We start from the raw sequence: 14,661 nt of genomic DNA, 5'->3' as shown, positions 1-14,661 counted from the left end.
CGGCGGTCCGCCGGATCAGCGGTGGAGCTTCACGACCGCCGTGGTGGTGGTCCGCTTGAAGTCGGCCACCGGGGCGTGCCGGTAGTCGCCCATCTGCCCCCAGTCGACGAGGGTCACCGTGGCGCGGTCCCGGCCCACGCCGAAGAGGTGGATGCCGGGCTCGGAGTCCGGGGACTCGGTGTGGACGCCGTAGACGTGGGCGCCGTCCTCGGCCGGGAGCGTGCCGTAGTCGCGCCACGAGGCGGTGGCCTCGGGGTACTTCCGCTCCCAGTCGGCGGCGCAGTTGCGGATCTTCTTCTCGGCCGCCGCGGCGAGCTGCTTGGCCGCCGCCTCGCTCTTGGTCCTCACCACGATCTGGGTGGCGCCGGTGTCGTACTCGGTCCAGAACCGCCGGTGCGAGGATCCGGCCTTCGGCAGGGTGTCCTCGACGCAGAACGGCGCCTCCGGCAGCCCGGCGGTGACGGCGCCCGCGGACCAGGCGGAGGAGGCGTGCGGCGGCAGCTCCTTGGGCGCCAGGAACGCCGGGCCGGTCGCCGCCTTGCGCGGCTGGGCCTGGGCGGTGCCGGAGGCGGCCACGACCGCGAGGGTGGCGGCGCCCGCCGCCACCGTCACGACGGCGGCGCGGATCGCCCGGTTACGCATCTGCATGGGTGTGTCCCGCTCTTTCTGTCGGTGGGAACCGCCGCGGAATCTCGCGGCGGTACGGCTCTCAGCCTGGTCGGCGGCGCGGCGGGCCGACAACGGTCAGCGGCACATCCGGGACGCTGGAACGCCCGCACCGGCGCTGACTTGGGGAGATGCGGACGGGGTGGAACGCCGCGGCGGGACGCGACGTCGTTCAAGGGGAAGGCTTGGGGGGTTTCATGGCAGAGGGCACGGAGACACGGCGGTTCGCGGAGTGTCTGCGCGGGTTGAAGGAACGTTCGGGACGCAGCTACGGCGCGCTCGCGGCCCGGTTACACCTGAGCACCTCGACGCTGCACCGCTACTGCAACGGCGACGCCGTGCCCACGGACTACGCCCCCGTGGAGCGCCTCGCCCGGCTCTGCGGGGCCACCCCGGAGGAGCTGATCAGGCTGCACCGGCTCTGGGTCCGCGCCGACGCCACCCGCCGCACCGGCGCGCCCCGCGGCGTGACGGGGTCAGAGGGCGCTGCGGGTGCGGGTTCGGAGGGCCGTACCGGCGCCGACGGCCGCACAGGCGCCGAGGGCCGTACGGGGTCGGATGGCCGCACGCGGGCCGACGACCCTACGGAGTCCATCAGCCATACGGCCCTTGACGACCCCACGCCGGCCGACCGCCCTACGCCGTCACATGGCCGTACGCCGTCTCACGGCGACACGAAACCCGACGGCCGCACCCGAGCCGATACCCGCACGGGAGCCGACGGCCGCACAGGTCCGGACGGCCGTACGGCACCTGACGGCCGTACGGGGTCGGATGGCCGTACGGGGTCGGATGGCCGTACGGGCCGGGCCATCGGCGTCGGCGACTCGGGCGCCGGGGCCGCACGGCCCGGCCGGAAGCCGGAGGCCGAGGCGGATCCGCGCCCGCGGACCGCGCGCGTGGTGCCGCTGCCGGTCCCCGCCGCGGAGGGGGCGGAGCCTGGCCGGGGCGCGGACGGGACGGAGCCGGCCGCGGGCGAGAACGCCGGGGCCCCGGCGGGCGGCGTCCTGGTGGCGCCCCGCCTGGCCGCCGTGCCGGCGCCCGCCGCACGAGGGCGGCGGGCGCTGCCCTGGGCGCTGATGGTCGGCACGGCCGCGGCGGTGGTGCTGGGGATCACCGCAGCGGAGGTACGGCCGAACGCACGGGAGGGCGACGGCGCGACGCGGGCGGGCCGGCCGGTGCCGAGCGCCTCGGCCACGCCTCGCGCCGGGGGCGCCCCCTCCCCCGAGCCCCCCTCCCCCTCCGCCACGACCTCCCCCGAGCCGGGGCGACGGCCCGCCCAGGGCGTGCGGACGGCGGAGGAGCCCCCGGGGCGGGGGCGCGACGGCGGGCAGCCGACGTACGCCCCACCGGCCCGGCCGTCCGGCGGATCCGGCGCGGGCGGGTCCGGCGGCACGAGCGGCCGGGGCACCCCGCTCTCCGTCACCACCCGCTCACACGTCTGGGAGAACGGCTGCGACCACCGCTACCTCATCGACCGGCCGCCGGCCGAGGTCGCCCCGCCGCCGGTCGAGCAGGACGCGGCACCGTGGGCGGCCACGCACCACGCGGTGCACGGCGGGTCGACCAGCGTCGAGGTGACCGTGCAGGGTCGCTCCGAGACGGCCGTGGTCCTCCAGGACCTGCACGTACGCGTGGTGGGGCGGCGCCCACCGCCGGCCTGGTCCTCGTACGCCATGAGCAACGGCTGCGGCGACGCGATCACCCCGCGCGCCTTCTCCGTCGACCTGGACGCGAACCGCCCGCGGCCGAGGCCCGAGGACGGCTTCGACGGCGAGCGCACCATCCCGGCCGTCCGCTTCCCCTACCGGGTGTCCGCGACCGACCCGGAGGTGCTGCGGATCGACGCCCGCACCTCGGGGTGCGACTGCCGCTGGTACCTGGAGCTGGACTGGACGAGCGGCGATCGGAAGGGAACGATCCAGATCGACGACGGCGGCGTGCCGTTCCGCACCAGCGGGGTCGAGGGCCGCCCGGAGTACGGCTACTGGCTGGACCGGCGCGCCTGGGCGCTGAACACCGACTGAACGGCGGCCGGCCGCCGGCACCGGAGACGACGCGCGCCCGCCGCGTCCGAGGACGCGACGGGCGCGGCAGACCCTGGTCTCTCCGGGCCCGCGGCCACGCGGGGCCCATGGCCGACGCGGGGCAGTCGATCTGCGCGGGCCTATGGCCGACGCGGGGCCGCCGGCCTCCGCGGACCCGTGGCCCACACCGCCCGACCTACGGACGCCACCACGGCTTCGTGGTGTCCCTCAGGGTGTTGGTGCCGCAGTGCACCTCGCCCATGCCCAGGTGGTAGGTGTAGTAGTCGTCGATGTACGACACCTTGAACCCGGCCTTGCGGTAGGCGGCGGTCACCGCCTGGGTGAAGATGTCCTTGCCGCCGATCACCGGCCCCCACTGCCTGGGCGCGAGGTAGCGGTCCGGGCCGAGCAGCACCCCGTTGACCGCGCCGGGCACATAGGCGCTGGTCATCACCGACGGGCCGGTCGGCTTGCCCAGCTCGCGCTGCTGGCCGTACTCCCGCACCGCCTCCGGGGTGTCGGCCGAGCCGCCGATCCGGCGCAGCAGCGGCATCCGGTCCGCCGCGACGCCCTCGTCGGTGCCGCGGGTGAAGAGCGCGGGCACCCGCACGATCTCGGCGTCGGTGACGCCGGTCTCGCGCTTGAGGACCTCCAGGTTGGCCTTGATCCGCTTCGCCGCGAGGGCGTTGTCGGCGCGCAGCTTCTTGTCGGCGAGCGTCTGGTCGATGGTCTCCTTCGGGGCGGGCATGCCCTCGAAGCCCTTGACCGAGAACATCTTGGTCTTGCCGTGCCCGGCGGCCTTCGCGTCGCGCAGCAGCTTCATCCCGGCGTCGGGGTCGGCGACGCCGATCCGCCACCCGCGCGGGGTGCCGGGCGCGGGCAGGAACTGCACGAACTCGTCCACGTGGCCCACGTGCAGCCAGGAGGTGTCCAGGAACAGCGGGTTCTGGAGGCCCTGCGAGGCGAGCAGCGTGCGCATCGCCTTGGCGGGCTTGGAACCGGTGTCCTTGCGCTCGCCCATGATGATGCGTCCGGCCGGGTAGGAACGGCCGCCGTGGGTGTAGGGCGGGATGGTCTCCAGGTTGCCCATGGAGTTCAGGGTCCACTCCTCGGAGTCCTTGACCCCGGTGACCTGGACGACGCCCATGTCCGGGCCGCGCAGCTTCTCGAAGAGCTCGCGGCCGGCTTCGCGGTCCGGCTGCGCGGAGCGCAGCATGATCCGTATGGTGCGCGGCCTGCCGTCCTCGCCCGTCATGCCGGCGTACGCGGGCTCGACGAAGTCCTGCGCCCAGATGTCGCCGTACTTGGTGAACTTCACCGTGGACTGCTTGACACCGGCCTTCTTGGCCTGGGTGTCCAGGTCCTTCACGAACTTCTGCTGGGCGCGGGAGAACGGGCCCTTGCCCTGGATCTCGGTGACCAGCATCCGCTGGGCGCGCTGCAGGTGGTGCTGGGTGAGCAGCGGGGCCACGTGCAGGGTGACCTTGTCGCTGGTGGTGGTGGAACCGGCGGTCACCTTCAGCTCGACCACCGCGCTGCCGTCCCACACCGCGCGGTCGCGCACCACGTCGGTGCCCTCCAGGCCCAGCTCCACTCCGGCGCGCAGCTCGGCGGCGGTGAGGGTGGTCTTGGCCGTGACCGCGGTCCAGCCACCGGCGCGCTTGATGAACAGTCGGGCGTGCTTGGCGCCCTTGCCGGTGACGCGGACGGTGCCGGAGGCGTCCTTGGGTGCCTGGGCCATCGGCACGGTGCGCAGCCGGGCCAGGTCCTTGGCGTCGGCGGCGCCGTTCACCGTGGTGTCGGCGGCGTCGTTGCACTTGGCGAGCTTGGCGTCGCTGAGCGGCTTGCCGTCGGGTCCGGTGGTGCGGCAGCGCTTGGCGTCGTCGTCGATGTTGGGCAGGAAGACCGCGCCGCGCCCCGCCGACCAGGTGTCCTCACCGGTCTGGTCGCCGGTGCCGGTGATGTCCACGCGGCCGTTGCGGTCGACGTCCGCCCGCAGGTCCGCCGTGACGGGCGGCGGCGCGGCGAACGCGGGGGTGACGGGGGCCAGTACGGCCCCGGCCAGGCCGACGGCGAGGGCGGCCCGTCCCGAAAGTCTCATACGCACATGCGTCCCTTCTCGGTGTGTCGCGTGTCGGGGTGTCCGAGAGGGAGGAGGGCGTCGCGGCGACGCGCGTTGCTCCTGTGGCGGGAGAGGGTGCCAAGACCCGCCCGTGGCGGTATCCACCGCCCTGACCGGTGGGGCGACGGCTCCACCCGCAGGAGGGCACGGTCAAGCGGAATGTCGTTCGCCGGGCTCTTGACAGGAGCGGGCGGGTGGCGGCGGCCGCCGCCGTTCGACCCATGGGCCCGTGCCGGCGGGGGGGAGCAGCCCGTCGTGCGCGCCCGGTGCGGGCCGCCTACGCTCGCCGTAGGGGCTGCACACCGCGCGGTTCCGTAGAGGTGACGTACGGAGGCCGTGCGGCGGAGCCCTCCCACCGAGCCCGGAGGCCAGCCATGCCGGAGCTGTTCATCGGGGGCGAGTGGACCGCCGCCGTCGACGGGCGGGTGCGGGACATCCGCTGTCCGGCGGACGGCAGTCTGGTCGCCACCGTGGACGAGGCGGGGCCCAAGGACGCGGCGGCGGCCGTCGCGGCCGCCCGCGACGCCTTCGACCGCGGGCCCTGGCCCGGCACCCCCGCCGCCGAACGCGGCCGACTGCTGCTGCGCGTCGCCGAGTTGCTGGAGCGCGACAAGGCCCGGCTGGCCCGCGCGGAGTCCCTGGACACCGGGAAGCGCTATGTCGAGAGCCAGATCGACATCGACGACGTCGCGGCCTGCTTCCGCTACTTCGGACAGCTGGCCGCCGTCGGCGCCGGCGACCGGGTGGTGGCCACCGGCGGGGCGGACACCGAGAGCCGGGTGGTCCACGAGCCGGTCGGGGTCTGCGTGCTGATCACCCCGTGGAACTACCCGCTGCTCCAGACCGCCTGGAAGGTCGCCCCCGCGCTGGCCGCCGGAAACACCTTCGTCCACAAGCCCAGCGAGCCGACCCCGCACACCGCCATCGGACTGATGCGCCTGCTGGCGGAGGCCGGGCTGCCGGCCGGGACGGCCAACCTGGTGCTGGGCGCGGGCCCGACCGTGGGCGGGCCGCTGACCGTGGACGAGCGGGTGGACATGGTGTCCTTCACCGGTGGGCCGGCCACCGGGCGGCGCGTCATGGCGGCCGCCGCGTCCACCGTGAAGAAGGTCGCGCTGGAGCTCGGCGGCAAGAACCCCGACATCGTCTTCGCCGACGCCGACTTCGACACCGCCGTCGACTACGCGCTCACGGCCGTCTTCCTCCACTCCGGCCAGGTCTGCTCGGCCGGCGCCCGGCTGCTGGTCGAGGACCCGCTGCACGACGCGTTCGTCGACGAACTGGTGGCCCGGGCGCGGCGGATACGGCTCGGCGGCCCCTTCGACGAGCGGGCCCGCGCCGGGCCGCTGATCTCCGCCGCGCACCGTGAGAAGGTCGAGGCGTATGTGGCGGCGGGCCTGGCCGAGGGCGCGGTGCTGCGCTGCGGCGGGGCCCGCCCGGCCGACCCGGAGCTGCGGAACGGCTGGTACTACCTGCCGACCGTGCTGGACGAGTGCGCCCCCGGGATGACCGTCGTACGGGAGGAGTCCTTCGGGCCGGTCCTCACCGTGGAGCGCTTCCACGGCGAGGCGGAGGCGGTCGCGCTCGCCAACGACACCGTCTACGGGCTGGCCGGCGCGGTGTGGACGCGGGACCCGGGGCTGGCCCACCGGGTCGCCTCCCGGCTGCGCGCCGGCACGGTCTGGATCAACGACTTCCACCCCTATGTGCCGCAGGCCGAGTGGGGCGGCATGAAGCAGTCCGGCGTGGGACGGGAGCTGGGCCCGGCGGGCCTGGCGGAGTACCAGGAGGCCAAGCACATCTGGCACAACACCGCGCCCAGCCCGCTGCGGTGGTTCGAGTGACGCCACCGACCCGCGAGGACCGCCCGGAGGACGACGGACCGCCCGCGCGCCCCGCTCCACGGGCCTTCCTCCCGCCGGACCGGCGCCTCCCTCAAGCTCGTCTGTTCCGGCCGGGCGGACGACCGCGCGTGGTGCGGCCGGAGCGAAGAGCCGGGCGGACCACCGGGCGCGGGCGACGGGGCGCGGGCGGGCGGGCGGGGCGCCCCGCCGGATGGCCGAGGCGGCGACCGGCCGTTCGGCGCACCGGCTGACGGCCGGATGACCGAGCGGGGGACGCGGCGCCCGGCGCAACTGTCCGCGATGCGGACGTGATCCACTACGGCGGGCGGCCGTCGGCTGCGCCGTGCCGACGCTGGCCGGGCGATCGCGCCCTATCCCAACCCGCCGTCGACAGGGCAGCATGAGGGATTTCGGAAAGCGCTCGACGGTGTCCGGCGGAGGTGCTCTCCTCTACGCTGAACGCTCTCGCCGGGATCGGCGTGGGAGCGGTTGCACGCCGGGAGCTGCAAGCGGGTGCGAGGGGGGACGCACGTGCCACAGCGGTTCTCAAGGAATTCCGCGCGCCGCCGGGTGCTGGGAGAGATGGTGGACGTATTGGGAGCGGCAGCCGCACTGAACGACGCCCGCGGGCGCCATCAGTGGCGCCGCGAGCTGTCCGAGGCCTTCGACGACCTGGAGCTGGACCCCTACCCCACCCCCCGGCAGGAGTACATCGAGGCGGTGCGCGCCTGCGGGGAGCACGAGGGCGGGCTCGAACTGCTGTTGGACGTCACGCACTTCGTCGCCCCCGCCATCTCGCACCGGCTGCGGCCGCTGGTCGACGAGTGGCACTCGGTGGACCTCTACGGCGACCACGGCTGGTCGGCGCTGCGGGCGGCGCTCGACATCGGGCTGCCGGAGCTGCCCGCGCTGGTGGCCGAGGTGTGCGGGGACCGGTACCGGCTGCCGACGCACTGCACCACCGCCTGGCACGCCTTCGTCCACCTCGCCTGTCGCAACGCGCCCCCGGACGGCCTGCCGCCCAGCATGGCGCTGCTGGAACACCTGGCGGTCCACGCCGATCTCGCCTCCGTGGTCGGGGAGTTACGCGCCTGGAACGACCGGCACGCCGAGTCCTGGGGGCTTCGGGAGGGGCCGAACGGGCTCCTCGCGCTGCGCGCCGCGCTCTCCCGGCCGCGCGGTCCGGGACGAGCGGAGCGCGCCGGGTCGTCCACCGGGGCGGCGGACGGCGCGCCACACGAAGGCGTCGATCCGGCCAGAGCGAGCGACCCCGCCGTCGACGCCGGCGGCCAGCCGGTGATCAGGGTCTACATCAAGGTCGCCCCGGACCTGACCCCCGCCGACTCCGGCACCCGCCGCCAGGGCCGCCGGGAGCAGCGCTACCGGCTGTCCACCCGGGTGAAGTACGTCGAGTCCGCGCAGCTCCACCAGGAGCCCGGGGGCGAGCCCCCGGACTCCGTCCCCCGCAACCGGCTCCCGGCCGCCGTCGCCCAGGTCCTGACCTCGATGTCGGAGCTGTGGCGCTCCCGCGCCGAGGGTGTCGTCCTGGACTTCTTCCTCCCCAACGAGCTGCTGAACGAGCCCGTCGAGTGGTACGACCGCAATCCCCGACTCGGATACGCCAACCCGCTGTTGAGCAAGTATCCGGAGATCGTCCTGCACAGCCTGGAGCGGGTCCAGCGACGCAGCCTGCACCACGCCTGGCGGATGCGCTGGGCCCGCTGGCAGAGCCGTCCGGAGGGCGGCGAGGTGCACTGGTGCGACCCGGAGGGGCGGCGGCCCGAGGAGCATCTGGCGCTGTTGGACGCGCGCATCGGCAAGCAGGAGGACATCGCCGGGATGGTGCTCAGCGAGCCGCCGCAGCCGCGCGGCGGGCTGGGCCTGCGCGAGCTGGGTCTCGGCCTGGACCTGGGCGTCCCGGTCCTCATCCACCACCGTCGGGACAGCGGTTCGGCGGAGTTCCGAAGCCTCGTCAGGGAGGCGCTGACGGTGACCGATGAGGGTCTATCCAAGCTTCCGGTTCGTGCGCGAGAGTGGAAGTGCGACTCCGCCGCCGGTGGCATCGACTCACCCGAATCAGCTGTCATCAAGAACCTCAGCATCATCTGGGACGACCCAGCGCACCTCCTTGACGGACCGAGTGCTCCCGCGACCTTCGTAGGAGGGTTCGATTGAACGCGTCGGAGAGCGGCCACGACACCGAGACCCCGGGCGCGGCGGGCGGGCTGCCGTACCGGGGCACGGGAGACGTGCTGCCCGATGTCCCCTACGAGGAGCGGACCTGGCCGGAGGGCCCGCGCTGGCGGACCTTCAACGGCGGTCCCTGTCTGCCCGCGCCGCCCGAGGACGACGAGCCGGACCGCCGGCTGGGTCCGGTCGGCGCGGAGCGGCAGCCGCCGGACGCCGAGGTCCGGCTGGTCAACGCGGCGATCCTGCTCCGCCGGCCGCTTCTCGTCTCGGGTCGTCCCGGGGTGGGCAAGTCCGCGCTCGCCTACCGCATCGCCCGTGAGCTGCGGCTGGGGCGGGTGCTCCAATGGCCGGTGACCAGCCGCACGACGCTGGAGTCGGGGCTCTTCGAGTACGACGTGATCGGCCGCGCCCAGGCCGGCCAGGCGTGGTACGCGGCGCGGGCGCGCCCCGGCACGGCGGTGGACGCGGAACCGGAGGCCGCCCACGCGCCCACGGACATCGGCGACTTCATCCAGCTCGGCCCGCTGGGCACCGCGCTGCTGCCCCACCGGCTGCCGCGCGTGCTGCTCATCGACGAGATCGACAAGGGCGACGTGGACCTGCCGAACGACCTGCTGACCCTGTTCGAGGACGGCTGGTACAGCGTGCCGCCGCTCGTGCGGGTGAAGCGCCAGTCGCCGACGGTCGTCGTCCATACGGCGGATCCCGGGCGGACCGCCCCGATCGTGGAGGGGCACGTCCGAACTCGGACTTTCCCCATCGTCGTCATGACCTCCAACGGCGAGCGCGAGTTCCCGGAGGCGTTCCTCCGACGCTGTCTGCGCTTGGATGTTCCGGACCCGGACCCGCAGGCGCTGGGGGAGCTGGTCGCCGCCCACTTCGGCGACCGGCTCGGCGACATACCGAGAGAACTCATCCGCGACTTCATGATGCGCAGCGAAGAAGCCCACGGGCTCGCCGCCGACCAGCTGCTGAACGCGGCTCATCTGGCGACGTCCGGCGCCTACTCCTCCACCGCGGGGGACGACGCCGAGTGGCGAGCGGTGCTGCGGTCCGTCTGGCACCCGTTGACCGGCGAGACCGATGAGGCGGATCAGCGTGCTTGATCTGCCGTCGGCGCCGGGAGGTCCACAGGCGGGGCGGCGGGTGGAGGAGCCCGCCACCACCGGCGCCCACGAACGCCTGACGGTGTCCGACCTGCACCCCCACGAGGTGGCCGAGGCACTGTGGCTCGCCGTGCACCACCCCCGGCTGGCCGACTACGGCCGGCCGCCCCGTCCCGCGCCGCCCCCGGGCGACGCCCCGGCGGACGACGCCGGGCCCCCGGCGGCTGAGGAACACGACACCGGGGCGCCGCCGCCCGACGCGGACGCCGACGGCGGTGAGGTCGGCACGGACACCGCGGCGGCGGACCGGGCGCCGGGCGAGCCGGCCGCGGACCCGTCCGGGGCCCCGCCGGACGCCGCCGCGGTCGACGACGGCCCGGCCCCGGGCGGTGCCGCGCCCCCGCCCGCCGGTCGGGCTGCGCGGGAACAAGCGCTTGCCGCCTCGGGGCCGGGCGCCGCGCTGGGCGCCGGGGACCCCGCCGACGGCCCCGCGCCGCTGCGGCGGCGCCCGGGGCCCGCCGTGCCGCCCGGCGCGGAAGCGGCCGCGCTCGGCCGGGCGTTACGCCCGCTGCGCCGGCGGGTCCGCTCGGCGCGGGAGCTGCGGGTGGACGAGGAGGGCACGGCCGAGCGGCTGGCGCAGGCCCCGCACCTACCGCCGCTGCTGCGGCCGGGCCTGGAGCCGTTCTGGAGCGCCGTCCTGCTGGTGGACACCGCCGCGCTGGGCCTCTGGCGCGGCACCGCGCGGCGGCTCGCCGGGGCGCTGCGGCGCTACGGGGGCCTCCGCGACGTCGAGCTGCGGTCGCTGGACGCCTCCGGCTCCACCCCGGCGGGGCTGGTGCTGCGCGGGCCCGGCCGGGCGGGGCGGGCGCAGCCGTGGCAGAGCCTGGTGGATCCGTCCGGGCGGCGCATCGTGCTGGTGCTCTCCGACGGGCTGGCGCCCGGCTGGCGCACGGGCGCGGTGCAGAGCGTGCTGGCCGCCTGGTCGCGGCACCAGCCGGTGGCCGTGCTGCACACCCTTCCGCAACGGCTGTGGCAGCGCACCGGGATCGCCCCCGAGCGGGTGCGGCTGTCCGCCTCCGGGCCCTGGCCGGCGCAGGGGCGGGTCGGCTGGGAGTTCGCGGGGGCCGAGCCCCCGGCCCCGTACCGGGATCCGGAACGGACCTGGCGGCCGGAGGCGCTCTCCGGCGCCCGGCCGGGAGCGAGCGCGTTCCGGCATCTCGTCCCGATCCCCGTCCTGGAGGTCTCCGGCGACTGGATCGCCCCCTGGGTTCGCTTCGTCGCCGGCAGGTGGCCGCGCTGGGCCGAGGTGGCGGCCGTGCTGGCGGGGCCCTGGACGGTCCCGGAGCCGGCCGAGCCGGCGCCTGCGGACCGGACGCCGCGGGTGCTGAGCGCGGCCGAACGGGTGAGCCGGTTCCGGGTCTGGGCCTCGCCCGAGGCGTTCGACCTGGCCATCCGGCTGGCCGCGGTCCAGCTCGACCTGCCGGTCATCTCCTCCGTCCAGCGTCACACCCTGCCCCAGACGGGCCCGGCCCATCTGGCTGAATTCCTGATGAGCGGTCTCGTCGAGCCGCTGCCCGGCAGCGGCGAACGGTCCTTCTCGCTGCACGCCGGAGTCCGCGAGGAGCTCCTCGCGTCCAGCACCCGGCAGGCGACCCGGATGGCCTCGCGGACCGCGGCGGAGATCCTCGCGCCGCACAGCGGCGCGGCCCGGGACCTGCTGGCCCACCTCGACGGCGGGGCCCCCTCGCAGACGCCCGAGGTGAACCGGGACAACCTGCGCTTCAGGGAAGTCGAGTACGCCGTTCTCCAAGCCCTTTCGGGCTCCCACCTACGCCGCGCACGCCAACTCCGAGGTTTGATCGAGAGCTTCGCCTCCACCCTGGACCGACCGTTTCACACGGATCGCCCTCATCACTCCGTTGATTCGGCTGGCCGGGCGAATAGCACCTATGTCCCGCCTATTACCAGTGAGGTTTCTGGCACAGTGAATCCCCCAGGAACGCCCGACAACCGGAACGACTCCGAAGGCGCACCCATTCCCTCGTCCCGGGGAGGTGTGGGCGGAATCGGCGCACCTCTAGGAGGCATGACAGTGACCACGGTTTCCCCGGCGCCAACACCTCCGGCGGCGGGCGCCGGCCAGGTCTCGCACCTTCGGGCACCGGGCGTGCGGCCTGCCGTATGGGGAAACATGCCACCTCGGAACCTCGTCTTCACGGGGCGCGACGAACTTCTCCTCCAATTGGAGCGCGAACTCAGCGAGGGGCCCACCGCGGTGCTCCCGCACGCCCTCCACGGCATGGGCGGCGTCGGTAAATCCCAACTGGCCCTGGAATATGTTTATCGACACGCGGCCCAATACGACATCGTCTGGTGGATTCCCGCGGAGCGCCCGACGCAGATCGCGCAGGCGCTCGTCGAACTCGCACGACGGCTGAATCTCCCGGTCACCGGCGAGGCCATCACGGCCGTCCCGGCCGTACTCGAAGCCCTGCGGACCGGTGTACCGTACAGCAATTGGCTGCTGGTGTTTGATAACGCCGAGAGCCCGGAGGCGGTGCGGGAGTACTTCCCCACCAGTCCCGGCAGCAGCCCGATCGGATCCATTCTCGTGACCTCACGCAATCCGCAATGGGAGACCCTGGCGCACCCCCTGGAAGTCGACGTCTTCGAGCGGTCGGAGAGCATCCATCTGCTCCAGCGCCGGAACCCGGACCTACCCGAGGAGGAGGCCGACCAGCTGGCCGAGATCCTCGGCGACCTCCCGCTCGCCGTCGAGCAGGCCTCCGCCTGGCGTGCCGAGACCGGGATGCCGGCCTCGGAGTATCTGCGGCTGTTCGAGGAGAAGCGGGCGGAGCTGATGACCGTGTCGCCGCCGACGCACTACGAGGAGACGGTGGCCACCGCGTGGAACGTCTCCCTGGACCACCTGGAGCGGAAGAACGCGGCCGCGCTGCAGCTCCTCCAGGTCTGCTCCTACTTCGCGCCGGAGCCGATCGCCCGTTCGCTCTTCTCCGGAGCGGCCGTCGAGCCGATCGCCCCGGACCTGGACCGCGCGCTCACCGACCCGCTACGCCTGGGCCGCGCCATCCGGGAGATCAACCGCTACTCCCTCGCCAAGATCGACCACCGGACGAACTCCATCCAGATGCACCGTCTGGTGCAGGCCGTGCTCATCGCCCGCATGACCGACGAGCAGCGGCAGCGGATGCGGCACGGGGCCCATCTGCTGCTGGCGGCCAACACCCCGCGGGACGCGCAGGACTCGGACCACTGGCCGCGGTTCGGTGAGCTCTACCCGCACATCCTCGTCTCCGACGCGATGCGGTCGGACTCGCGGACCGTCCGGCAGAGTGTCTGCTCGATCGTCGAGTACCTCTTCTTCTGGGGCGATCACGAGGGGGCCCGCGAGTTCGGCCAGCGCGTCTACGACCTGTGGGTGGAGCTGTACGGCGAGGGCGACCGGCAGACGCTGACGCTGGGCCGGCATCTGCGCTTCGTCCTGTGGACGATGGGCCGCTACCAGGAGGCGGCGGACCTCAACCAGCGCATGCTGGCGGAGCTGGAGCAGCAGGCCGACGCCGACAGCGGCGCCGAGGAGGAGCTGCTCCGAGCGAAGGGCCAGGTGGCCATCGACCTGCGCGCCCGAGGCGAGTTCGCGCAGGCGCTGGTCCTGGACCGGGAGGTCTACGACCGAGCCATGCGGGCCTACGGGGACGACGACCCCGAGACCCTGCTGCACGCCCACAACCTCGGTCTGTGCCTGCGGCTCAACGGCGACCTCCGCGGTGCGCTGGAGCTCGACCAGCAGACGTGGCAGCGCAAGTCGCAGGTGTACGGGCAGGAGGCGCTGAGCAGCCTGCTCACCGAGATGAGCGTGGCGCTCGACCGACGGGAGCTCGGCGAGTACGCGGTGGCGGCGCAGCTCTTCGAGTCGATCGTGGAGAAGTACCGCGGCGGGTACGGGGAGAACAGCCCGCACACCATGAGGGCGCTGACCCGGCTCGGCGTCTCGCTGCGCAAGGCCGGACAGCACGAGCGGGCCACCGAACTCACCAGCCATGTACGCAAGGCGCTCACCGACCGGTACGGAACCCGCCACCCCGAGGTGCTGGCGGCCGCACTCAGCCTCTCACTGGATCTGCGGCAGATGGGCGACCTCAGCGACTCGCTCCGGCTGGGCGAGCAGACCAGGGATCTCTACGCCCAGGTCCTCGGCCCGGATCACCCGCACACGAGCGCCGCCGACGTGAACCTCGCCATCACCTACCGCCTGCTGAACAAGGTGGACACGGCACGCAAGCTCAACGAGTCGGCCCTGGAACGCAGTCGGGCCCACCTCGGGGATCGCCACCCCAACACGCTGGTGTGCCTGACCAATCTCGCCAGCGACCTGTTCGCGCAGGGCGAGGTGACACAGGCGTGCGTGATGGACCGGGAGACCCTGGAGGCCACCGTCGCCGTCTTCGACGACACCCACCCCTCGGCGCTGGCCCTGAAGAGCAACCTCGCCCAGGACCTCAGGGCGTTGGGCAGGATCGACGAGGCGGAGGCCCTGCACACGGAGGTCGTCGAAGGGCTGGCCGGCACCCTCGGTACCCAGCATCCGGCTTGGAGCGACGCCGTGGCGTGGCGCCGCGCCAATTGCGACGTCGATCCCATGCCGTTGTAGTCCTCCGGTCGCCGACGGGGCCGCGGGACGGCCC

7 protein-coding genes are annotated in these 14,661 nt (G+C 74.0%); 5 read left to right on the top strand and 2 right to left on the bottom strand.

Going from position 1 to position 14,661, the window contains the following annotated elements:
* Positions 1-15 precede the first annotated feature (15 nt).
* The gene (locus CD790_RS07770) at positions 16-648 is read right to left on the bottom strand and encodes a hypothetical protein (RefSeq protein ID WP_144382287.1); all 633 of its coding nucleotides are present in this window, start codon (positions 646-648) and stop codon (positions 16-18) included.
* A 215-nt stretch (positions 649-863) separates the two neighbouring features.
* On the opposite strand from CD790_RS07770, the gene CD790_RS07765 reads away from it, so the two are divergent.
* Positions 864-2,693, top strand: coding sequence for a helix-turn-helix domain-containing protein (locus CD790_RS07765; protein WP_186318921.1), 1,830 nt, complete (start codon positions 864-866; stop codon positions 2,691-2,693).
* A 196-nt stretch (positions 2,694-2,889) separates the two neighbouring features.
* Here CD790_RS07765 and CD790_RS07760 read toward each other — a convergent pair whose 3' ends face one another.
* Positions 2,890-4,794, bottom strand: a complete 1,905-nt coding sequence (locus CD790_RS07760; RefSeq protein ID WP_144382285.1) for a protein-arginine deiminase domain-containing protein — start codon at positions 4,792-4,794, stop codon at positions 2,890-2,892.
* 395 nt (positions 4,795-5,189) lie between these two features.
* Here CD790_RS07760 and CD790_RS07755 point away from each other — a divergent pair, with 395 nt between their 5' ends.
* The 4 genes from CD790_RS07755 (at position 5,190) to fxsT (ending at position 14,627) form a co-directional block, all read left to right on the top strand.
* The gene (locus CD790_RS07755) at positions 5,190-6,659 is read left to right on the top strand and encodes an aldehyde dehydrogenase family protein (protein WP_144382284.1); all 1,470 of its coding nucleotides are present in this window, start codon (positions 5,190-5,192) and stop codon (positions 6,657-6,659) included.
* 582 nt (positions 6,660-7,241) lie between these two features.
* Positions 7,242-8,834 carry an effector-associated domain 2-containing protein gene (locus CD790_RS07750; protein ID WP_260867406.1) on the top strand — a complete coding sequence of 531 codons (1,593 nt, stop codon included), beginning with the start codon at positions 7,242-7,244 and terminating at the stop codon, positions 8,832-8,834.
* Positions 8,831-9,955, top strand: a complete 1,125-nt coding sequence (locus CD790_RS07745; RefSeq protein WP_144382282.1) for a MoxR family ATPase — start codon at positions 8,831-8,833, stop codon at positions 9,953-9,955. The genes CD790_RS07750 and CD790_RS07745 overlap by 4 nt, the downstream gene beginning before the upstream one ends.
* Positions 9,948-14,627, top strand: coding sequence for an FxSxx-COOH system tetratricopeptide repeat protein (gene fxsT, locus CD790_RS07740; protein ID WP_260867405.1), 4,680 nt, complete (start codon positions 9,948-9,950; stop codon positions 14,625-14,627). The genes CD790_RS07745 and fxsT overlap by 8 nt, the downstream gene beginning before the upstream one ends.
* Positions 14,628-14,661 lie beyond the last annotated feature (34 nt).

Origin of the sequence: Streptomyces sp. SAJ15 (assembly GCF_007595705.1) — a bacterium.
In the GTDB taxonomy this organism is placed as follows: Bacteria; Actinomycetota; Actinomycetes; order Streptomycetales; family Streptomycetaceae; genus Streptomyces.
Note: the sequence above shows the minus strand (reverse complement) of the source record. Positions and strands in the feature narration are given on the sequence as shown.